Here is an 18,873-nt window from a genome sequence, read left to right on the forward strand (position 1 = left end):
ATCCTGTGTCCGAGGCGAGCGCAACCATTGACACATGCCCCCGCCTACCCCATCGGCGACATCTGCCGCATGGCCACGGTGACGACCGCATTTCGGCCTGGTGTGTTGAGGGGGGAGTCCATGACGTGCATGCCAGGGGGCCATGTTGCTGTCGGCTGATGCATGCGGTTTCTATGGGAGGCGGCGGTAGACGTCGCGGTGGTTGCCGACCGCAAGGACCCATACGGTCAGCAGGCCGTTTTCGATGGTGTACACGACGCGGTGGTCACCGATCCTGAGCCGCCGGCGGGCGTTGTGGCCTTGGAGTGCTTTGATGTCGAACGTCGAGGTGTCTCCCGTGTCCATCGCCTTCTGGAGTTCGGTGAGGCGGTGCAGGGTCTGCGTGGCGTCCTGGCGGGGGATTTTGAGCATGTCGCGCTGGGCTTGGGGGGTGAAGCGTGTGGTGTGTCCCATGGGTCAGCCGTGGTGGTCGCGGATCAGGGCCGCCATCTCTTCGAGGGAGACCGACCCCTGTGTGTGTTCGGTCTCGGCTTCGTCGGCCAATTGGTTGAGCCAGGCGTCTTCGGCTTCTTCGGCGATCTGATGCAGTCGCCGGTATTCCTCGATGTCGAGTACCACGGCCTCTTGCTTGCCTCGGCGGGTGATGATCGTCGGGGTCTTGTCACGGTGTGCGCGGTCTATGACGTCGGCGAGGTGGCTGCGCACCTCCGCCATGGATGCGATCACCGGCTCGCTCATGTCACTAATGTAACAGGTGTACATGAGCGGTTTCGGGAAGAAGGAGCAGGCCGAGTTCTCCAGGGTGAGGGCGTCCCCCGCTGTTCGGGGAAGAGAGGTGACCGCAAGAACCGTCCCGCACCTTCGCGTGTCGCGGCTGGAAGGCCGCAGCAGTCGGGATGGGCGGCGGCGTCTTCCCCGAACCAGAAGGTCTGGCCCGATCGTGTCCAGGCGAGCAGGTGGACGAGCTGTGTGAACGTCGACGGGGCGAAAGACGGTCGATCGGGCATCAGCGTCAGTGGAGAACCGCTGTCGAGCGTCCCTCGTCCACGGTGTACGAGCCCGCGGAGATCGCCCTGAGGCCGACGGGATACAGGAGCAGCCGGTAGACGTCAACGAGTCCCGCCTGGTGCAGCGTCTGCACGAGCTTCCAGCTTCCATGAACCTGGAGCTCGTTGCCGGGAAGCTCCTTGAGGCGGCGTACCCGGTCGACTGGATCACCACGTAGGACGGTCGTCGGGCTCCAATCGGCTTCCCCGCCGTTCAGCATCGAGCTGACGACGTACTCGGGCAGCGTGTTGAGCTTGGCGGCGATCAGGTCCTCAGGGTCGGTGGCCTTCGACCAGTACCCGCCGAGCAGGCCGAAGGTCGTGCGGCCGATGATGCTCGCGTCGATCTCGGTGTCGCGATGTTCGAATCGCAAGGCCGTGGCCTCCTCCGCCCGCAATCCGCCGATGTCCCCGCCACCGGGGCGGAGTCATCGGCGATGAGGATCGAGATGCCGAAAACGCAGACTGCACAACGTGAGGACCGCGGCCGGTCGACCACCGCAGGGCAGCAGCCGAAGGAGGAGCACCCGGAAACGAAATCACCCGAGTCCAGCCGAACCATTGGCATATGCCCTTGGCCGTCCCATCGGTGACGTTCACCGCATTCGGGTCGGCTAGATCGTCAACAGGGTCCTGGCGTGTCGGCTCGGGCGGGAGCAGCGGTCGATCCTTCTCGCAGGGGCACTGCTGTCCTGAGACTTCGAGGCGCAGTCGGCGCCCACCGTCGTCCTGCGCGTCATCGACTCGATATCGCGGGGCGATAGCGTCTCCTGCCTCCGCCCCTGCGCTCGGAAAGCCCGCCATGCAGCGTGATCTTCTGCGGGTCGCCGTCTTCGGCGTCTCCTTCTCCCTGCCTGTCTCGGCCGCCGTCGTGGTCGCCGCTCTCCTCCTGACCTCGGAGCCGGACCTGCCTTCCGCACCGATCGCGCTTCCGTCGACGTCGAGTCCTGCGCCGCAGTCGACCGTCACCGTGACGGTCGAGGCGCCGGTTCCGTCGCGTAGTGCTCGGCCGCCCGAACCCAGCTCGCGGCCCGTTCCGCAAGGATCGGTTGTCTTGGTGCACCGGAGTACGACGGCCTCGGACGACGAGTGCACGAGAATCGTCACGGTGTACGAGAATCGGTCCAACACGGCGGTCGTTTCGATCACCCAGTCCTTCCAGACGAGCTACGCGCCCAAGCATGAGGAGGGCGAGTATCCCGAGGACAAGGATGGTCCGGTCAAGACACTCACCCAGGACGCGGGCATCGCCCCGTACGCCACCCGTCAGCTGACCTGGGATGTCTGCGCTCCGGAATTGACGAAGCTGATGAATCCCTATCCGGAGGACGGCACGGGCGGCTTCATGAGCGAAGTGGGCGCGGTTCCGACGAAGACCAGGTGGAAATGGCTGGCCTAGTGAAACGCTGCTCGACGTGTCCCACAGATCCGTTGCGAACACGTTGCCGGTCGCGTGACGGCCCAGGCCACTGACACCGGTATGAGCAGCGCTTACCAGAGGTCGGCAGTCGCAACAATCGTGGAGCGGAGAGCCCGTGCACGTTGAAGCGCTCGGGGATGTGTTTCAGGAGAGCTCGAAGATCGCGGCGTCCTTGTTCCTCCCAGAGGGTTTGACGCTGCCGACGCCGAGGAGGCGCTGGGTGCCGGGGATGCGGACGAACTCGGCGACGCCTGCGGTCTCCTCGTCGACGTGGCCCAGGAAGCGTTCGCTCCAGCGTCCGGTGGCAGTGCGATGAGTGAGGACCAGGTCGTACTCCAGGCCCCCGTCCCAGCCGGAGATCTTCTCGGAGACCAGGAGCCAGAGGCCTCCTCTGCCGTCGGGGATGGGGGTGTGGCCGAGCTCGGAGGTAGGGTCGGCCTTCTCCTTCCGCCATCTGCCGTTCTTGTGGCGGAGGAGGAAGGATTCGATCTTCGGATCGTCGTCGGTCCAGTTCGCGATGTGGTTGGCGACCATCCAGACGTTCTCGCCGGCGAAGACCGGTTCGGTGAAAGTGGTCATGGATTCCTCGGTCTGCTTCGGTAGGAGGGCGCCCGGACCCGCAGGTCTCCAGCGCCGCCCGTTGAAATGCACGGCCTCGGTCTTGCCGTGCCTACTGAGGCCCCAAGCCCAGACCGTCTTCCCCCGGGCGGCAGCGTCCCAGACGGGAACCGGGGTCTTGACCTTGTGCCAGCGCCGGCCGTCGAAGCGCAGCGCGCGGGACTGCAGGCTGTCGAACACCCAGACTCCACGCCGGCCGGTGGTGGAGATGGTCAGGGGGAAAGTCGATTTCCAGCGCCTGGCGAGCTTCCAGCGTTCGCCGTTCCAGTGCAGCAGATAGGCACTGCCTTGCCCGTCGAATGAGCCGCCTCCCACGGCCCAGATGTTGCTCCCGGATGAGGCGTCAGCCGCCTGTATCCCACCGTTCAACCCGCTCGGAAGCCGGTCCTTCTTCCAGGTGGAGCCGCTTTTGCGGTAGACGAGGGGCCTCGCCTTACCTGCAGAACGGGTGGTGCCGAACGCCCAGACGTTCTTCGCGTCCGGGGCGACGATGGCGTTGAAGTCACTGTCGCCTTGGAGAGGACTGACCCAGACGGGGGTCAGCGGGTCCCTTGCCGCGGCGGTGGAGGCTCCGGCCGGAAGCATCAAGACGGCCGAACAGAACACCGCGGCCAGGATCCGTCCGGCACTGGTTTCCCACATGTCAGGCACTGTCCCACAAAGATCGCTTAACGACGCCAACCTCAACCGAGGTGGCGAAACGCGCCGGTGCCGCGGGCGGGAGAGAACGACGGTAGGCGGCGCTCCTCGGGCAGGGAGGTTCCCCGGATTGCCGGAAGGCTACATAGGTAGAACTCCCGGATTCTTCGGAATCGTTTCCTCCCGTTCCGGTCATCTTGAAGGTGGGTGCTTCCGCCCTGGAGAGAGCGGAGAGGCCGTGGTGCTACCGAGCATGGGTAGGGAAGCAGGTAGCGGGCTACAGGCGTGGGTGAAACGCTCGAAGAGCCAGCCGGTGGCGTTGCGTGAGCGGGGTGGGTTGCGGTTTGCGTTCTACGGGCGGGTGTCGACGGAGGGTTACCAGGATCCGGTGACGTCCCGGGCGCGCCAGCACGGTCAGGCTGAAGCGTTGGTGGCGGGGTTCGGGCGGATCGTGGCGGAGTTCTTCGATGTGAGGGAGAGCCGGGTGTTGCCATGGGCGCGGCGGACCCAGGCAGCGGCGCTGGTGCTGGCGATGGCCGATCCCGATCGGAGCTTTGATGCGGTCGTGGCGGGGAGTACGACCGGGCGTTCTACGGCAATCAGTTCAGCCTGATGGCTCCGCTGTTCGAGCACCACGGGGTCCAGCTATGGCTGCCGGAGGCGGTAGGCCGGGTCGACTTCCACGCTGAAGGACACGAGCAGCTGATGATCTCGTTGGGTGTGCAGTCCAAGCGGGAGATCGCCCGAACCCGGATGCGGGTGATGACCGCGATGACCGCCCAGGTGAGAGTCCAGGGCCGGTATCAGGGTGGTCGTCCTCCGTATGGATATCGGCTGGCTGACGCAGGACCGCACCCGAACCGGGCGCATGCGGCGTGGGGGCGCAGGGCGCATCGGCTGGAGCCCGACCCCGCAGACCGCGCCGATCGTACGGTGGATGTTCGCGCAGCGGTTGGCGGGGCAGAGCCTGGCCCGCCTCGCCCGGGCGCTGAACGATATGCAGGTCCCGTGCCCGTCGGCGGCCGATCCGCAGCATAATCCTCATCGCTCTGGTGGGGGGTGGTCGGTGAGCACGGTGCGGTCGATCCTGGCCAATTCCCGCTACACCGGCCGCGAGGTGTGGAACCGCCAGCCCTCGGCCCACGACCTGATCGACCCGGGCAACACGGGTCTGGGTCACCGTCAGGCGCAGCGCTGGAGTCTCCCGGAAGACTGGGCGATCTCCGAACGTCCCGTTCATGAGGCGCTGGTGAGCGAAGCCGACTTCGTCGCCGTCCAGGGCGTCCGTGCCCGTCGCGATCATCCCTGCCAGGTGTATCTGCTGGCCGGCCTGCTGCGGTGCGGTCTGTGTGGGCGGCGGTTGGAGTCCTGCTGGGCCAACGGCCGGGCCGCCTACCGCTGCCGTCACGGCCACACCAGCGCCTCCCGCCCGGATCCGCGGCGTCCGAAGAACCTCTACGTGCGTGAAGACCATCTCCTGGCCCGCCTGCCGGCCCTGTACCTGCTTCTGACCACAGACCTGGCCGACCTGCCGGAGGAACAGGTGCCCGGTGCCGAGGACGTCATCGGGTGGCTCCACGCCCGCCGCATCGAGCTCGTCTACGACCAGCGGACGCGCTCTCTACGGGCCGACCTTCCCGGAACGGCGCGGGTCATCGTCGACCAGAAAGCCGGTTAGGCCACCACGAGACGGCAGATGAAAGGAGGAACGCCCGGAAACGAAAACACCCGAGTTCAGCCGGTGCTGACCTCGGGTGACGGTCGACCCTGCCCGAAAATATCCGGACATGTACAACTTTGGTGTCCGAGGGCGAGTGCAACCATCGGCACATGTTCTTGGCCGTTCCATCGGCTGGATCACCAAGAGGGTCCCGGCGTGTCAGCTCGGGCGGAAGCGGTGGTGGATCCTTCTCGCAGGGCGCTGCTGTCCCGAACCTTCGAGGCGCTTCTGGGGGAGGGTGCGGATTCGGATCCGGTCATTCGTAGTGGGTGCGGCAAGCGACGATCTGGACGGTGTCGGCTTCGATGGTGTAGACGATGCGGTGCTCGGTGGTGATGCGGCGTGACCAGAAGCCGGACAGGTTCTGCCGGAGGGGCTCGGGCTTGCCGATGCCTTCGTAACCGTTGCGGCAGATGTCTTCGATCAGCCGGTTCAGTCGTTTGAAGGTCGCGTGGTCGTTCTGCTGCCACCAGAGGTAGTCGTCCCAGGCCTCCGGCGTGAAGAGGATCTTCACCCGGTTTCCCGGTCGTCGTCTTCGAGGAGTTCGCGCGGCTGGGCCTGGCCGACGCGCAGGCTCTGGATGGACGCGGCGAGGTGACGGGCGTTGGCGGGGATGCCGAGGAGGAACGCCGTCTCCTTCAGGGACTCGTACTCGCGCAGGCTGATCACGCGGAAGCCGTCCAGGGCCGGCGGGACGGCCCGCGCCGGAGGCCGTGCACACGTTGTTGTCCCACGCCGTGCTCTCCCGGACCGGCCGTCCCGTCGCTGACGAGGTCCAGCGCGTCCTGGGAGGCCGCCGGGTCCGTGCGGCCTCCCAGACGGCGGGGGAGATCCACCAGCTGAAGATCTCGCTGGACGGTGTCCGGAACCTCCGGGCGGTTCAGTCGATCAACTCGTGTCTTGGCGTGAGCGCGAGGTGTTCCGCTCGTCGGTACGGCGCGTGACGGCGTCGGCCCTCCCGGATTCCATGGTGGACGGGCCGAGGCTCACCCCACCCCGGCCGTCACGAGCGCGAAGGAGCACCATGTCCACACTTCGGCCCGGTCGGGTCGTCATCGTCGGGGGCGGGCTCGCCGGGATCACGGCGGCCGGCGAGTTGAGGGCCCTGGGCCACACCGGGACGATCACGGTGCTCGACCCCGGCGAGGTCCCCTACGACCGGCCGCCGCTGAGCAAGGCCTTCCTGCAGGGCACGACCGATCTCGACGGCATGCGCCTCGTCCCCGAGGAATGGTTCGCCGACAACGACGTGCGCTGGCTGGGCGGCCGTTCCGCGGTCGCCCTGCGTGCCACCGAGGCGGGGGTCGAGCTGGATGACGGTTCCCTCGTGTCCGCGGACGCCGTCCTGCTGGCGACGGGCGGGCTGGCCCGTCCCCTGCCCGTACCGGGCGGCGATCTGACCGGGGTGTTCGGGCTGCGGAACGTGGAGGACGCGCGGGCGCTGGCCGAAGTCCTGGTTCCTGGCGCCCGGATCACCGTGGTGGGCGGCGGCCTCATCGGCGCGGAGGTCGCCTCCACCGCTTGCGCGCTGGGCTGCGAGGTGACTCTGGTGGAGCCCGCGACACCGCCGCTCGCCGGCGCGCTCGGCCCGGAGATCGCCGGGCATCTGCACGCCCAGCACACCGCGGCGGGCATCGAGGTCATCGCCGACACCGTCGCCGCGATCACCTCGGACGGCCCCGCCTTGACCGTCACGACCGGCGGCGGCCGCGTGGTCGCGGCCGACGCCGTCGTCGCGGGCGTCGGCCTCGCCGTGGACACGCGCCTCGCGGCGACCGCGGGCCTGGCCACGGCGGGCGGGATCGTCGTGGACGACGCGCAGCGCACCTCAAGGCCCGGCGTCTTCGCCGCAGGGGACCTCGCGGTCTCCGGGGCGGCGGGGGGCCACCGGCGTGAGCACTGGCAGGCGGCGCGGCACGCGGGCCGGACGGCCGCCGCCGGGATGCTCGGCCTGCCGCTGCCTCCCGCCGAACCCGACTGGTTCTGGACCGACCGGCACGGCGTCCACGTGGAAGCCGTGGGCGCCCTCGACAGCCCGAACCGGATCATCAGGACGGCCCCGGACGGAGCCCCCCAGGCGGTCTTCTCCCTGGACGCCGACGGCCGGATGCTCGGCGCCGCGGCCATCGACGGGAACCGTCTCATCGTCGTCGCCCGCCGTCTCGTCGGCACCGAGGCGCAGCCCGACCCGGAGGTGCTGGCCGACCCGTCCGCCGATCTCCGCCCCCTGCTCAAGGCCCGCCGCTGACCCCTGCGCACCGGATGTTCCGGCGAACGGAACCGAACGTGCTCTGGGCCACATTCCCGACCGAGACTCGTGGTACGGCCGCGACGCCGGACACACGGCGCGGCGCGACCCACCCCTGAGTGCGCGACGGCTCGCCCGCCGGCATTCACGCGAACGAAGGACGCACCCCATGTCAACCATTCACGCACTGGGCTACCTCGTGGTGAGGGGCCCGATCGAGGAGTGGCGCCGATTCGGCGCGGAGATCCTCGGCGCGCAGCTCATCGACGGCCAGGACGGCGAGCTGCTCCTGCGCCTGGACGACCGCGCCTACCGGGTCGTCATCGAGGAGGGCGAGCCCGCCGGGCCGCGCAGCCTCGTGGCGCTCGGCTTCGAGACCGCCAAGGCCGCGGATCTCGACGCGCTCGTGGCGACGCTGAACGCCGCGGGGGTCGAGGTCGGCGAGGAGCCCGAGCTGGCCGCCCGCAGGCAGGTCCGCAGGCTCGTCTCCTTCACCGATCCCGACGGCAACCGCCTCGAGGCCTACTACGGCCAGGCCACCGACCACCACGCCTTCGTCTCCCCGCGCGGTGTCTCCTTCGTCACCGGAGACCTCGGCGTGGGCCACGTGTTCATGCTGTCCGACGACGCGCAGAAGGCCGCCGCGTTCTACTGCGACGTCCTGGGCTTCCGCCTGTCCGACACCATCGATTTCCAGATCGCCGAGGGAATCTTCCTCCACTGCAATCCCCGCCACCACTCCGCCGCGTTCGCCTCGATCCCCGGGGCGCCCTCCGGTCTGGGCCACCTCATGCTCGAGGTCTCCGACCTGAGCGCAGTGGGCCGCGCACTGGACGCCGTAGGCGCAGCCGAGGACACCCTGACCATGGCCATGGGCGAGCACACCAACGACCGGATGACGTCCTTCTACGTGCAGACCCCGTCCGGCTTCGACGTCGAGTACGGCTGTGACGGCCTGCTCATCGACGACGCGGAGTGGACCGTCGGCCACTACAGCGCTGCCAGCCTGTGGGGCCACCACTTCCAGACTCCGCCGGCCCCGGCCGAGGCGCGACAGGAGGCGGCGGCACGATGATCGACCTCACTGCACTCGATGCCTCCGGCGGTCTCATCGACCCGCGCATCTACACCGACGAGGACGTCTACCAGCTCGAACTGGAGCGGGTGTTCGGCAGGTCCTGGCTGTTCCTCGCGCACGACTCCCAGCTTCCCAAGCGCGGCGACTTCGTCCAGACGTACATGGGTGAGGACCCCGTGCTGGTCGTCCGGCAGCGGGACGGGAGCGTCAAGGCGTTCCTCAACCAGTGCCGCCACCGGGGCATGCGCATCTGCCGCGCCGACGAGGGCACCGCGAAGACGTTCACGTGCAGCTACCACGGCTGGGCCTACGACCTCGAAGGCAACCTCATCAACGTCCCCGAGGAGGGCCGCGCCTACCGGAACGAGATCGACAAGTCCAAGTGGGGGGCCCTGAAGGTTCCCCGGATCGCCGTCTACAAGGGCATCATCTTCGGAACGTGGTCCGCTGACGTCCCGGAGATCGAAGAGTACCTGGGCGAGATGACGTACTACCTCGACGCGGTCCTGGACGCCTACGAGGGAGGCATCGAACTCGTCCCCGGCCCGATGAAGTGGGTCATCGACTGCAACTGGAAGTTCGCGGCCGAACAGTTCGCCAGCGACATGTACCACGCGCCGATCTCGCACCCCTCGGCGTTGATCGCCATGACCGACGACCCCGCCGGGCAGGCCGCGTTCTCGCTCCAGGCGCAGTTCTCGCCCGGCCGCCAGTTCGCCGGCAACGGCCACGGTTCCGGCTCGTTCTGGCTGCCGGAGTTCGGGCCCGACTTCCAGTTCGGCCCCGAGGCGAGCGCCTGGCAGACCGGCAAGCGGGAGGAGGTCTTCGCCCGGATCGGCGAAGAACGCGCCCACAAGGTGTACGGGCACAACACCGTCTTCCCGAACTTCTCCTGGCTCGGCCCGCCTCGCTCGCTGCGGGTCTGGCACCCGCGCGGGCCCGGTCAGGTCGAGGTCTGGGCGTGGGTGTACATCCCGAAGACCGCGCCCGAGGAGGTCAAGGAGGACTACCGCAAGATGAGCGCGTTCACGTTCAGCCCCGCCGGGGTCTTCGAGACCGACGACGGTGAGAACTGGACCGAGGTGCAGACGGTCCTGCGCGGCTGGATGGCCCGCGCCAACTCCTTCAACGCCCAGATGGGCCTCGGCCACGAGGAGCGCGACACGCACGGCCTGCCGGGCCTGTCCAACGACGTGTTCAGCGAGACCGCCGCGCGCGGCTTCTACCAGCGCTGGAAAGACCTGATGACCGGCCGTACCTGGGCCGAGATCGCCGAGCTCGACGCGGCCCGCCGCGCCGCCGAGGAGGTGCCGTCCGCATGACCGCCGCGACCGCGCAGTCCGCGCTGCGCACCACCGACCCCGTGCTCCAGCACCGCGTCGAGCAGTTCCTGTACGCCGAGGCCGAGTTGCTCGACGACCACCGGTACACCGAGTGGATCACCCTGTTCGCCGAGGACGCCCGCTACTGGATCCCGACCCGCTCCACCCGCACGATCCGTGAGCGTGACAAGGAGATCTCGGCGCGCGGCGAAGGGGCTCACGTCGACGACGACCACACGATGCTGTGCGGACGGGTCCGGCGGATCACGTCCGGGCTCCAGTGGTCGGAGGAGCCGCCGTCGCGGACCCGCCGTCTGCTCACCAACATCCGGATCACCGAGCTGGACGGCGGCGAGCTGGCCGTCCGCACGAACTTCTGGGTGTACCGCAGCAGGCTGGAGCGCCACGAGGACTGGTTCGTCGGCGAGCGCTCCGACGTGCTGCGACCGGCCGGCCCGGACGCCGCCTATCCGTACCTGATCGCCGACCGCAAGATCGTCCTGGAGCAGACGACGATCCTCGCGCCGAGCATCAGCATCTTCCTGTGAACGGGGCGACAGGCATGACCGACACACTGACCCGCTGGGTGCGGGTGTGCTCCGTCGCCGAGGTGCCCGAGGACGAAGGGTTCGTCTTCGCGACGGTCCCGCCCGTCTCGGTGTTCCGCTCCGGCGACGAGCTGTTCTGCATCGACGACACCTGCACCCACGAGACGTTCTCGCTCGCCGAGGGCTGGGTGGAGGACTGCGTCGTGGAGTGCACCCTGCACATGGCCAAGTTCGACCTGAGGACGGGCCGGGCCCTGTGCCCGCCCGCCAGCCGCGCTGTGCGGACGCATCCCGTGCGCGCCGAGGACGGCGACGTCCTGGTGGCGCTGCCCGCCGACTACACGCTGCCGAAGGAGTCATGATGGGCTGGCTGGACACGACACCGGTCCTGATCACCGGCGCGGGATCGGGGCTGGGCCGGGCGATCGCCGAGCGGTTCGACGCCGAAGGCGCCCGCGTCGTGGCGTTCGACCGGGACCCGGTCAAGCTCGCCGACCTGCGCGAATGGTCGCTCGGCCGGATCGTCACCGTGCAGGGCGACGTCACCTCGCCGGAGGACAACGCGAAGGCCGTCGCCACGGCCGTCGAGGAGTTCGGCGGACTCGAGGTGTTCGTCGGGAACGCCGGGATCTGGGACTTCTTCCGCGGACTCCTCGACACCTCGCCCGAGGACCTGGCCCGGGGCTTCGACGAGGTGTTCGCGGTCAACGTCAAGGGCTACCTGCTGGGCGCGCGCGCCGCGGCCGAGGCGCTGCGGGAGTCGCACGGCAGCATGATCTTCACGCTGTCGAACGCCGCGTTCTTCCCCGCGGGCGGAGGACCGCTCTACACCGCGTCCAAGCACGCGGGCGTGGGCCTGGTCAGGCAGCTCGCCTACGAGCTGTCGCCCGAGGTCAGGGTCAACGCGGTCGCTCCCGGCGGCATGGCCACCGACCTGCGCGGCCCCGGCTCGCTCGGCCTCGACGGCACGTCCATCACCGACGCGATGCCGATCAAGGAGCTCGTCCGGACCCGCTCGGCGCTGCGCAACGACGTCGAGCCCGCCGACTACACCGGCTCGTACGTGCTGCTGGCGTCCCGCGCGAACTCCTCGACGGTCACCGGCGCGGTCTTCGACATCAGCGCGTTCGGCACGCCGCAACGTCCCCCGGCCCAGTAAGGAGCGATCATGGAAATCACCGAAGAGGGCACCAGCCGCTACGCGCGGACCAAGAACTTCCGCATCCACTACCACGAGGCCGGCGAGGGCCACCCGGTCGTGCTGCTGCACGGCAGCGGCCCCGGCGCCACCGGCTGGAACAACTTCCGCGACAACATCGGCCCGCTCGCGCGCGACCACCGGGTGATCGCGGTGGACATGCCCGGCTGGGGCCGCAGCGACACCCAGACCGACGAGACCGGACGCGACCACATCGCCACGCTCGTCGAATTCCTCGACGAGCTGGGGATCGAACGGGCCGCGCTCGTCGGCAACTCCATGGGCGGGGTGACGTCCATCTCCACCGCGATCCGCCATCCCGAGCGGGTCAGCCACCTGGTGACGATGGGTGCTCCCTGCCCGGGGCCGAACTTGTTCTCACCGGGTGGAGGACTGTCGGAGGGGATGACGGTCCTCCTAGAGGCCTACCGCGACCCGAGCCCGGAGGGCATGCGCCGGCTCGTCCAGGTGATGTGCTTCGACCAGGCGCTGGCCACCGAGGAACTCACCGAGACCCGGTCGCGGGCGGCCTCGGAGCGCCCGGAGCACCTGCAGGGATTCCTGGGGTCGTTCGGCCACCCGTCGTCCTCGATAACCGCCTTCTTCGAGCTCGGCTCGAGGATCGCCGAGATCGGCGCACCGACCCTGGCGATCCACGGCAGGGACGACCGGGTCGTGCACTTCGAGAACAGCCTGCGCCTGCTCGGACTCGTCCCGGACTCACGGCTGGTCCTGCTCAACCGCTGCGGCCACTGGGCGCAGCTCGAACACGCGCGCGAATTCAATTCGATCGTCGCGGGGTTCATCCGCGATCATTAACGATCTACCGGCGGACGGGGCGACAGCGATTCGGCTGTCGCCCCTCTTTTTCGGCGCCTCGGAACATGGATTCCAAGCACCGGGTTGAGTATCCTGAGAAAGTGCTAGAAGGATCGTTCTAACGATTCACTTCCGGTGTCATGATCAGGAGGAGTGCGGTGGGCGAAGACGCCATCCATGAGTTCACCCGGGGCCCGGGCCGAGGCAGCGCGGGCCTTTCGATCCTGAATAAGGCCGGCAGGATCATGCGCGCCTTCAGGCTCGGCGACGCGCATCTGAGCCTCACCCAGCTCAGCCACCGCACCGGCCTGCCGAAGTCCACGGTCCACCGGGTCGTCAAGATGCTCGTGGAACTCGGCGCGCTCGCCCGGGACAGCGAGGAGTACACTCTCGGCCCCATGGTGTTCGTCATGGGGTCGCGTTCCCCGGAGATCGGGATGCGCGAGCTGGCCCGGCCGTACCTGAAGACCCTGGCCGCGCGTACCGGCCAGACCGTCCAGTTCGCCGTCCTGCGCGACCGGGAGGTGCTCTACCTGGAGAAGGTGCAGGGCCCCGGCTCCGACCGCACCCTCAGCCCCGTCGCCGTAGGAGACCGTCTCGGCGCCCACATGCCGGCGCTCGGCAAGGCCATCCTCGCCTTCTCCCCTCCCGAGACCGTCCAGGCCGTCCTCGGCGGGCCGCTCGACCGCCGCACTTCGACCACGATCATCGATCCCGCCCGCCTGGCCGAGGCACTCGACCGCATCCGGGACAGCAAGGCGGCCACCGACACCGAGGAGGTCGCCTGCGGCCTGCGCTGCGTCGCCGTCCCCGTCCTGCAGAACGGCAGGGCGGTGGCCGCGGTGTCCATCCCCTTCGGCGCGGCCGACGGCACGGGGCAGAAGTTCGTGGGAGCCCTCCACGAGACCGCGATCAAGGTCGCCCGAGCGCTCCGGGAAGCCGACGCGCCCGTTCTGAGGTTCGCTGAGGGAGCATGACCATCAATACCGAGACCTCCTCCCGTGAGGTGATCCTCGAAGCCGCCGAAAGGCTCATGGCCGAACGCGGCTACGCGGCCACCTCCATCTCGAAGATCTGCGCGGAGTCCGGACTGCCCGTGGGCTCGGTCTACCACCATTTCGGGAACAAGGCCGGAATTCTCGAAGCGGTCCTGGAACGCGGAACCCGCCGTTTCTACGCGCAACTCGAAACTCTCACCGCCGACCCGGCCCTGTCGGCGATGGAACGCATGCGCAGCTATTACAAGAACGCCCCAGAGATCGTCATCGACAACCGGCATTACCTGAGCATCCAGCGCGACTTCCTCGCAGGCGCCGACACCGCTCTCGCCGCCCTCCTCGACGCCAACAACCGACTCGTCACCTCCACCCTCGCCCGCGTCATCGTCCCCGCCGCGGCCGAGGCCGGCGTTCCCGACCCCGAGGCCCTCGGCGCGCGCCTCGCCCGCCTCTCGGTCACCTACGCCATAGGCGCCATGCTCCTCAGCCGCTTCGAACCCGACCTCCTCCGCGCCGAGATGGCCCCCCTCCTGGACGTCGTCCTGACCGCCATCACCGCCGCCGCCCCGCAAGGGTGAGCCGGCCGGACGGCCGGCAAGGTCATGGATCCGGTCGTCAAACGTTCGCCTTGTCCACGCGCGGAACCACGCTCAGCCGCTACATGAGCACCCTGAGCGAGGGGCTGGCGAGCATCGTCCTTCCTCCGGCGCCGGTGCAGGGGACACCGCCCTGGTGACGGGCGTCCCGATGCCGTGTGGGCCGGCCCCTGTCACGCGAAGTGGGCTTCCTCCTTCAGCACGGACGCCAAGGGTTGGGAACACTCATTTGAGGAAGCGCCAGCGGAAGCCGTGCGCGAGTCCCAGCGCCGGGTTGCTGAACTCGATCGACAGCTCGTTCGCCGCGTCGGGCATGACTTCGGTGCCTGCGGCCGGTGAGTCGTCGAGCATCCGTGGGGTGACGGCGTCGAGCCGCCAGACTCGGATCTGTTCTGGGGGTGGGCACTTCAGGCATAGCTGGAAGTCATCGCATCGGACCAACGGGGTCAGCGCGTAATGCCGCAATAGGTTCGGATCCGGGAAGGTATAGCGGAGGGTGAGGCTGTGGCGGTCGCCCCGCCGGAGGGTTCGCGGTAGCTTGATCACGAAACGCCGAAGGCTGTCGGAGGGCCGTTCCACCGCGATCAGCAGGCCGCCGAACATCGCCTCCGCGGACAGCTCACGGACGACCTCGCCGGGCGAGCGCGGAAGACTCACCTCAATTTCCAGAGTATCGAGTGCGGCGGCCGTGGCCACCAGCCGGCGTTCTTCGATGACCTCGCGCAAAGGCAGATCGAGCCGCACCAGCGTCTTGATCGACGCGAAGTACCAGCCGTTCTTCCGCGCGGAGGAACGGCTGATCGGGGCCTTCTCTTCGGAGAGGACGTTCGCCAGGAGGACGAGTGCTTCGTCGACCCGGCGGCGCACCGTCCGCTCGTCCCGTCCGAGGGTCTCGGCGAGCCACTGGAGCCGTTCGCCGAGGAAGCGTTTACGGGCCTCGGGATGGACGCCGAGCGCCACCTGGGCCACCAGCCGGAGGTCTTCGGGCAGCGGTTCGACGGCGGTGGTGAGCCAGGAGATGACGGAGCCGCGGTCGACGGAGTCGGACACGCCGGACGCGGTCATCCGCTCGATGAGACGCGGACCTACGAGGCCAGGGTCAAGGGGACCCATGAGGCCGCGCCCCTTGCAGAGTTTTCCCAATTCCTTCCGGAGCTCCGACGCGCTCATAGGCTCTGGATATCACATTTTTGGATGATCAGTCCTGCCATGTGCCCGGGCTCTGTGCACCGACACGCCTTCCCTGCGCATAGCGCCTTCAAGGCGAGGGATTGTCCCTTTGCGGGGGACTCCGATCAGCCACACCTGTTCGCCGTCCCGCTCCACCTGGAGGGGGGGACGCTCGGGGACATGCCGTAGGAACGGGGTATACCGGTCCCTACCGAGCTCTGTCATCGGAGTCAGCCGCTGGTTCGCCGATCCACGCCAGATGAGAGCGGTCGGTTCGCCGGCTCGATAACGGCCGGTCACCACGGCGTCGGCTCCGGCGAGCGCGTTTCGACGGGCGGTGTCGAGTTCGTCCTCTTCGTAGCCGGTATAGACGAGGACGTCGACCGGGTGTCCGGCCGCGACGGCTCGCACCGAGGCCAGCAGCTCAGCGAGCCCCTCGGCCTGCTGGAGGGGCTCGCCGCCGCTGATGGTCAAGCCGTTCGCGCCCGCCCTGACCGCTTTCCGCCAGAGCCGCGTCACCTCCTCGACCGAGGAGGTGAAGCCCGCCCCGGACGGCCACGTGTCGACGGACATGCATCCGGGGCAGGCCAGCGTGCACCCCTGGAACCAGACGCCCAGACGACGGCCCGGCCCGAGTGCCAGCACCGGGTAGAGCACCCGGCTCAGAAGGAGCGCGGTCATGGCCGTGTCATCGTCCGGGAGACCGTCTCTGTCAGCGCGGGAAGTCCTGCGGCCTCCGTGAGCGCCACGTAGTAGGAGTATTCGGCCTGGTCATAGGACAAGTGCGTGTGGGTCACGCGCTCTTCCAGCCGCTCGGCGAACGTCAGGCGCATCGCGTCGAGTTCGGCGTGTGCCCGGGCTTGCTCGGCGTGCGCCGCGGTGTTCTGCTGATGGTGCTTGTTCAGGTTCTCGCGGGCGTCGTGGACCCGTTTCTCCGCCTCACGATGGGCGATCTGCAGGGGATGCTCCTGGGCCAGCCCGATCAGGAAGGCGATGCCGCCGGTCGCGAGGAGCAGCGCCACGAAAAGCAGCCCGATGCTGCCCGGCGAGATGTCGAGGGCCTCGGCGGGAGTGGGGTACGGCTGATGGGTGACAGGGTCGGTGAGCGGTACGCCGTTGGGAGTCGGCGGTATCAGCATGACCTTCGCGCGGAGCGTCCCCAGCCGCCAGAGGAGGTAGAGCCAGGGGATCAGCATGGCGATCGGCAGCCAGTCCATCGTCCGGGCGGTGCCCGTCAGATGGCGGCGGCGGAACAAGTGCCCGGCGAGATGGGGAAGCAGGACCAGAACGAGGGAGACGGACACCGTGAGAACCCAGGTCAGGGCGTGTTCGAGGAAGGATTCTCCGTGGAAGTGGCTGAAGATTTGGTATTGGATCGGCATGTCGACGCCGATCAGTCCGAGCAGCACCGCCCGGCGAATCCCATTGGAGAAGGGCGGCTGGAAGGAGGCCGCCTCCCACCGCTCGTATGGCTCGAACATCGATGTCTTCTCCGGGCCCCCGGTCGCTTCGGGTTCGGGGCCGGGTTCGGGGAGCGACTCGATCTTCGGGTCGGGCGGGGCGGCGGGATGGCGGTTCAGGTGCTCCGAGGCCAGCCAGTCGAGCTTCGCACGGTTGATCTTGAGCTGTTCGAGCGCCTCCTCGTGGACACGGGTGAGCTCTTGGAGTGTCTTGTCACTCTTCTCCACCGCCGCATCGGCGGAGGCCGCGTCGTTCTCCAGCTTGCGGAGGGAGTCGGCGAGGTCGGTCCGGCATTCCTGGACCTTGCGGGCGCGTTCCCGCTCGAGTTCCAGCTGGTAGGGGAGACGCTCGCTGAGCGACTCCAGCGACCAGACGTCGTAGACGGCACCGCGTACGTGCTCGATCGCCTGGGTGCGCACCTTCTCGATGAGCGCCGGATCCTCGGGCCGGTAACGCAGAGGATGGACGGTTCGGACAGGAGCGGGCCGGGGGCTGGGGGCGTCTGACATTCTCGAGCCTCCGCTCATTGAAGGGTCAAGGGCTCGGGCACCCCGGCGTGGTCCTTGAGGACGCTGCGCCAGAACGCGTCGAACTGGGAGAACTTGGCGGGGTCCTTGCCTTGGAGCATTCCGTAACCGGACGTCGTGAGTTTGATCGATGAGAGGTCGGAGATCTGTCCCCGGTCCACGAGCCCGTCGATGATCTTCTCGCGCTTCAGTTCCGTGCCGAGGTCGGCCCGGTAGAGGCTCACGTGCGGATCGGTGTGCATGAAGTCGCTGACGACGAGAACGTTGAAGTCTCCGGCACTGTCGGGGTGGCTCCTGGCGATCCTGGCGAGTCCGCCGAGCACGTCCGAGCCGCCGTCGTTGCGTTTGTCGTCGTAGATGCATTTGAGAAGGCTCTGGGCGGCGATGAGCGTCGCGGCGCGGAAACTCGCCCGCACCTGCTCACGCGGGGTGGTGCCGATCTCGTCGGGGTCGAGATCGATCGGTTCGGAACTGCATGTCGAGGCCGCGGAGTTCACCGTGATCGCGGCGAACACGACGTTGCGGCACTTGGCCTTGAGCAGGAACCGGTCGAGGTCCTTCCTCAGTTGCTGATCGGCGTTGAAGCCTGTCGTCTCCCGGCTCGAACCGGAGCCGTCCACGACGATGCCGCACCCTCCGCTGAGCCGTTGCGGACCGCCGCAGGCGGTGAGACCGGGGAGGAGCAGCGCGAAGCCGATGGGCAGGGCCAGGAGCCTGGCGCGCCAGGAAGGACGAAGGCGGTCAGGTGCAGTCATGGGGGTCCTCCGGTGCTCCCGGATCCGGCTTCAGTTCCGGATTGATGATCTTGATTGCCTTGTCGATGACACCCGCGGAGTCGCCGGCGTCGTAACCGAACTCCTCGCGCCCGGTCAGCAGGTTCCAGGGATCGCTCCAGAACTCCTTGACGACCGTGGACGCCTTGACGGGCTTCCACGCGTCAAGGTGGCGGGGGCGATACCGTCGCAGTCCCGCGTGGCCGGCGGAGAGAGCCCGGAAGTAGCGCACGATCCACAGATCGCAGGGGTGAGCCGCGACCTGAGCGCGCCCCATCGCCTCGCGGGTGACCGAGCCCCAGTCCCCGAGGGCCTGGGAGAGCCTGCCGAAGGCCGCGGGGCTGACCGTCCCGACATTGGCGTTGAACTCGCGGACGACCGCGAACGCCTCGGTGTGGATCCGGGCGATCAGATGGCGCTCCTCGTAGAAGAGCTCACTCAGTATCGTCTTGGAGAGCCCGAGGGCTCGTTCGTGCCGGTCTTCGATCGCGGGCGTCCAGGGATGGGGGCATTTCCCGGCCCCGAACTCGTTCGCCCCCGGCAGGGTGAGGACCCGCCATAGCCCGTCCCAGGTTCCGGCCCACCATGCTGAAAGCATTTCCCATCGATTGAGCTTCTCAGTGCTCTGTGGCGCCATAGGTAATTCCATAAAACGTTGGAATGGGAGTCTGTCGTATTCCGTGCGCTCGAAG

Annotated in this window: 24 protein-coding genes; 12 read left to right on the top strand and 12 right to left on the bottom strand. The window is 68.2% G+C overall.

What is annotated here, in order from left to right; genetic code table 11:
- Positions 1 to 171 precede the first annotated feature (171 nt).
- The 3 genes from ABGB12_RS34165 to ABGB12_RS34175 form a co-directional block, all read right to left on the bottom strand.
- Complete coding sequence (locus tag ABGB12_RS34165) at positions 172 to 453, bottom strand: type II toxin-antitoxin system RelE/ParE family toxin (protein WP_347684551.1); 282 nt, start codon at positions 451 to 453, stop codon at positions 172 to 174.
- Between the two features lie 3 nt (positions 454 to 456).
- Positions 457 to 738: a type II toxin-antitoxin system Phd/YefM family antitoxin gene (locus ABGB12_RS34170; RefSeq protein WP_347684553.1), complete on the bottom strand. Its 282-nt coding sequence runs from the start codon at positions 736 to 738 to the stop codon at positions 457 to 459.
- A 274-nt stretch (positions 739 to 1,012) separates the two neighbouring features.
- Positions 1,013 to 1,420, bottom strand: coding sequence for a dihydrofolate reductase family protein (locus ABGB12_RS34175; RefSeq protein WP_347684555.1), 408 nt, complete (start codon positions 1,418 to 1,420; stop codon positions 1,013 to 1,015).
- 428 nt (positions 1,421 to 1,848) lie between these two features.
- On the opposite strand from ABGB12_RS34175, the gene ABGB12_RS34180 reads away from it, so the two are divergent.
- Entirely contained in the window at positions 1,849 to 2,445 is a 597-nt protein-coding gene (locus ABGB12_RS34180) for a hypothetical protein (RefSeq protein WP_347684556.1), read from the top strand.
- A 165-nt stretch (positions 2,446 to 2,610) separates the two neighbouring features.
- On the opposite strand, the gene ABGB12_RS34185 is transcribed toward ABGB12_RS34180, so the two are convergent.
- Positions 2,611 to 3,726, bottom strand: coding sequence for a hypothetical protein (locus tag ABGB12_RS34185; RefSeq protein ID WP_347684558.1), 1,116 nt, complete (start codon positions 3,724 to 3,726; stop codon positions 2,611 to 2,613).
- Positions 3,727 to 4,036: 310 nt separating this feature from the next.
- Here ABGB12_RS34185 and ABGB12_RS34190 point away from each other — a divergent pair, with 310 nt between their 5' ends.
- Both ABGB12_RS34190 and ABGB12_RS34195 read left to right on the top strand, forming a co-directional pair.
- Entirely contained in the window at positions 4,037 to 4,336 is a 300-nt protein-coding gene (locus ABGB12_RS34190) for a hypothetical protein (protein WP_347684560.1), read from the top strand.
- Positions 4,337 to 4,591: 255 nt separating this feature from the next.
- The gene (locus tag ABGB12_RS34195) at positions 4,592 to 5,401 is read left to right on the top strand and encodes a recombinase family protein (protein ID WP_347684614.1); all 810 of its coding nucleotides are present in this window, start codon (positions 4,592 to 4,594) and stop codon (positions 5,399 to 5,401) included.
- Between the two features lie 298 nt (positions 5,402 to 5,699).
- On the opposite strand, the gene ABGB12_RS34200 is transcribed toward ABGB12_RS34195, so the two are convergent.
- The 3 genes from ABGB12_RS34200 to ABGB12_RS34210 are packed head-to-tail and all read right to left on the bottom strand — an operon-like array spanning position 5,700 to position 6,279.
- Positions 5,700 to 5,957: a Txe/YoeB family addiction module toxin gene (locus ABGB12_RS34200; RefSeq protein WP_347684562.1), complete on the bottom strand. Its 258-nt coding sequence runs from the start codon at positions 5,955 to 5,957 to the stop codon at positions 5,700 to 5,702.
- Entirely contained in the window at positions 5,954 to 6,112 is a 159-nt protein-coding gene (locus ABGB12_RS34205) for a hypothetical protein (RefSeq protein ID WP_347684564.1), read from the bottom strand. The genes ABGB12_RS34200 and ABGB12_RS34205 overlap by 4 nt, the downstream gene beginning before the upstream one ends.
- Positions 6,109 to 6,279: a hypothetical protein gene (locus tag ABGB12_RS34210; protein ID WP_347684566.1), complete on the bottom strand. Its 171-nt coding sequence runs from the start codon at positions 6,277 to 6,279 to the stop codon at positions 6,109 to 6,111. Before ABGB12_RS34210 ends, ABGB12_RS34205 begins: the two co-directional genes overlap by 4 nt.
- Positions 6,280 to 6,467: 188 nt before the next feature.
- Here ABGB12_RS34210 and ABGB12_RS34215 point away from each other — a divergent pair, with 188 nt between their 5' ends.
- The 9 genes from ABGB12_RS34215 (at position 6,468) to ABGB12_RS34255 (ending at position 14,232) form a co-directional block, all read left to right on the top strand.
- Positions 6,468 to 7,691 (top strand): FAD-dependent oxidoreductase, encoded by a 1,224-nt coding sequence (locus ABGB12_RS34215; protein ID WP_347684568.1) that lies wholly within the window; start codon positions 6,468 to 6,470, stop codon positions 7,689 to 7,691.
- Between the two features lie 169 nt (positions 7,692 to 7,860).
- Positions 7,861 to 8,766 carry a VOC family protein gene (locus ABGB12_RS34220; RefSeq protein ID WP_347684570.1) on the top strand — a complete coding sequence of 302 codons (906 nt, stop codon included), beginning with the start codon at positions 7,861 to 7,863 and terminating at the stop codon, positions 8,764 to 8,766.
- The gene (locus ABGB12_RS34225) at positions 8,763 to 10,091 is read left to right on the top strand and encodes an aromatic ring-hydroxylating dioxygenase subunit alpha (protein WP_347684572.1); all 1,329 of its coding nucleotides are present in this window, start codon (positions 8,763 to 8,765) and stop codon (positions 10,089 to 10,091) included. Before ABGB12_RS34220 ends, ABGB12_RS34225 begins: the two co-directional genes overlap by 4 nt.
- The gene (locus ABGB12_RS34230) at positions 10,088 to 10,639 is read left to right on the top strand and encodes an aromatic-ring-hydroxylating dioxygenase subunit beta (protein ID WP_347684574.1); all 552 of its coding nucleotides are present in this window, start codon (positions 10,088 to 10,090) and stop codon (positions 10,637 to 10,639) included. Before ABGB12_RS34225 ends, ABGB12_RS34230 begins: the two co-directional genes overlap by 4 nt.
- 14 nt (positions 10,640 to 10,653) lie before the next feature.
- Positions 10,654 to 11,001: a bifunctional 3-phenylpropionate/cinnamic acid dioxygenase ferredoxin subunit gene (locus ABGB12_RS34235; RefSeq protein ID WP_347684576.1), complete on the top strand. Its 348-nt coding sequence runs from the start codon at positions 10,654 to 10,656 to the stop codon at positions 10,999 to 11,001.
- Positions 11,001 to 11,798 (top strand): 3-(cis-5,6-dihydroxycyclohexa-1,3-dien-1-yl)propanoate dehydrogenase, encoded by a 798-nt coding sequence (hcaB, locus tag ABGB12_RS34240; protein ID WP_347684578.1) that lies wholly within the window; start codon positions 11,001 to 11,003, stop codon positions 11,796 to 11,798. Before ABGB12_RS34235 ends, hcaB begins: the two co-directional genes overlap by 1 nt.
- 9 nt (positions 11,799 to 11,807) lie before the next feature.
- Positions 11,808 to 12,656 (top strand): alpha/beta fold hydrolase, encoded by an 849-nt coding sequence (locus ABGB12_RS34245; RefSeq protein ID WP_347684579.1) that lies wholly within the window; start codon positions 11,808 to 11,810, stop codon positions 12,654 to 12,656.
- A gap of 158 nt (positions 12,657 to 12,814) precedes the next feature.
- Positions 12,815 to 13,633 (top strand): IclR family transcriptional regulator, encoded by an 819-nt coding sequence (locus tag ABGB12_RS34250; RefSeq protein WP_347684580.1) that lies wholly within the window; start codon positions 12,815 to 12,817, stop codon positions 13,631 to 13,633.
- Entirely contained in the window at positions 13,630 to 14,232 is a 603-nt protein-coding gene (locus ABGB12_RS34255) for a TetR/AcrR family transcriptional regulator (RefSeq protein ID WP_347684581.1), read from the top strand. The genes ABGB12_RS34250 and ABGB12_RS34255 overlap by 4 nt, the downstream gene beginning before the upstream one ends.
- A 243-nt stretch (positions 14,233 to 14,475) precedes the next feature.
- Here ABGB12_RS34255 and ABGB12_RS34260 read toward each other — a convergent pair whose 3' ends face one another.
- Genes ABGB12_RS34260 through ABGB12_RS34280 form a run of 5 tightly spaced genes read right to left on the bottom strand, consistent with a single transcriptional unit; the run spans position 14,476 to position 18,779 of the window.
- Positions 14,476 to 15,420, bottom strand: coding sequence for a hypothetical protein (locus ABGB12_RS34260; RefSeq protein ID WP_347684582.1), 945 nt, complete (start codon positions 15,418 to 15,420; stop codon positions 14,476 to 14,478).
- A gap of 12 nt (positions 15,421 to 15,432) precedes the next feature.
- A complete protein-coding gene (locus ABGB12_RS34265; protein ID WP_347684584.1) occupies positions 15,433 to 16,101 on the bottom strand; it encodes a 4Fe-4S single cluster domain-containing protein in 669 nt (222 codons plus the stop codon).
- Positions 16,098 to 17,390, bottom strand: coding sequence for a hypothetical protein (locus tag ABGB12_RS34270; protein WP_347684585.1), 1,293 nt, complete (start codon positions 17,388 to 17,390; stop codon positions 16,098 to 16,100). Before ABGB12_RS34270 ends, ABGB12_RS34265 begins: the two co-directional genes overlap by 4 nt.
- A 14-nt stretch (positions 17,391 to 17,404) precedes the next feature.
- Entirely contained in the window at positions 17,405 to 18,163 is a 759-nt protein-coding gene (locus tag ABGB12_RS34275; protein WP_347684586.1) for a hypothetical protein, read from the bottom strand.
- Positions 18,150 to 18,779, bottom strand: coding sequence for a hypothetical protein (locus tag ABGB12_RS34280; RefSeq protein WP_347684588.1), 630 nt, complete (start codon positions 18,777 to 18,779; stop codon positions 18,150 to 18,152). The genes ABGB12_RS34275 and ABGB12_RS34280 overlap by 14 nt, the downstream gene beginning before the upstream one ends.
- Positions 18,780 to 18,873: the final 94 nt, after the last annotated feature.

The organism is Actinocorallia sp. B10E7 (assembly GCF_039871655.1).
Taxonomy (GTDB): domain Bacteria; phylum Actinomycetota; class Actinomycetes; order Streptosporangiales; family Streptosporangiaceae; genus Actinocorallia.

Excerpts from the sequence above, each read along its gene's own strand:
- ABGB12_RS34165 (WP_347684551.1), bottom strand. The coding sequence starts at position 453 with ATGGGACACACCACACGCTTCACCCCCCAAGCCCAGCGCGACATGCTC.
- ABGB12_RS34170 (WP_347684553.1), bottom strand. The coding sequence starts at position 738 with ATGAGCGAGCCGGTGATCGCATCCATGGCGGAGGTGCGCAGCCACCTC.
- ABGB12_RS34180 (WP_347684556.1), top strand. The coding sequence starts at position 1,849 with ATGCAGCGTGATCTTCTGCGGGTCGCCGTCTTCGGCGTCTCCTTCTCC.
- ABGB12_RS34185 (WP_347684558.1), bottom strand. The coding sequence starts at position 3,726 with ATGTGGGAAACCAGTGCCGGACGGATCCTGGCCGCGGTGTTCTGTTCG.
- ABGB12_RS34195 (WP_347684614.1), top strand. The coding sequence starts at position 4,592 with ATGCGGCGTGGGGGCGCAGGGCGCATCGGCTGGAGCCCGACCCCGCAG.
- ABGB12_RS34215 (WP_347684568.1), top strand. The coding sequence starts at position 6,468 with ATGTCCACACTTCGGCCCGGTCGGGTCGTCATCGTCGGGGGCGGGCTC.
- ABGB12_RS34220 (WP_347684570.1), top strand. The coding sequence starts at position 7,861 with ATGTCAACCATTCACGCACTGGGCTACCTCGTGGTGAGGGGCCCGATC.
- ABGB12_RS34225 (WP_347684572.1), top strand. The coding sequence starts at position 8,763 with ATGATCGACCTCACTGCACTCGATGCCTCCGGCGGTCTCATCGACCCG.
- ABGB12_RS34230 (WP_347684574.1), top strand. The coding sequence starts at position 10,088 with ATGACCGCCGCGACCGCGCAGTCCGCGCTGCGCACCACCGACCCCGTG.
- ABGB12_RS34235 (WP_347684576.1), top strand. The coding sequence starts at position 10,654 with ATGACCGACACACTGACCCGCTGGGTGCGGGTGTGCTCCGTCGCCGAG.
- hcaB (WP_347684578.1), top strand. The coding sequence starts at position 11,001 with ATGGGCTGGCTGGACACGACACCGGTCCTGATCACCGGCGCGGGATCG.
- ABGB12_RS34245 (WP_347684579.1), top strand. The coding sequence starts at position 11,808 with ATGGAAATCACCGAAGAGGGCACCAGCCGCTACGCGCGGACCAAGAAC.
- ABGB12_RS34255 (WP_347684581.1), top strand. The coding sequence starts at position 13,630 with ATGACCATCAATACCGAGACCTCCTCCCGTGAGGTGATCCTCGAAGCC.
- ABGB12_RS34260 (WP_347684582.1), bottom strand. The coding sequence starts at position 15,420 with ATGAGCGCGTCGGAGCTCCGGAAGGAATTGGGAAAACTCTGCAAGGGG.
- ABGB12_RS34265 (WP_347684584.1), bottom strand. The coding sequence starts at position 16,101 with ATGACCGCGCTCCTTCTGAGCCGGGTGCTCTACCCGGTGCTGGCACTC.
- ABGB12_RS34270 (WP_347684585.1), bottom strand. The coding sequence starts at position 17,390 with ATGTCAGACGCCCCCAGCCCCCGGCCCGCTCCTGTCCGAACCGTCCAT.
- ABGB12_RS34275 (WP_347684586.1), bottom strand. The coding sequence starts at position 18,163 with ATGACTGCACCTGACCGCCTTCGTCCTTCCTGGCGCGCCAGGCTCCTG.
- ABGB12_RS34280 (WP_347684588.1), bottom strand. The coding sequence starts at position 18,779 with ATGCTTTCAGCATGGTGGGCCGGAACCTGGGACGGGCTATGGCGGGTC.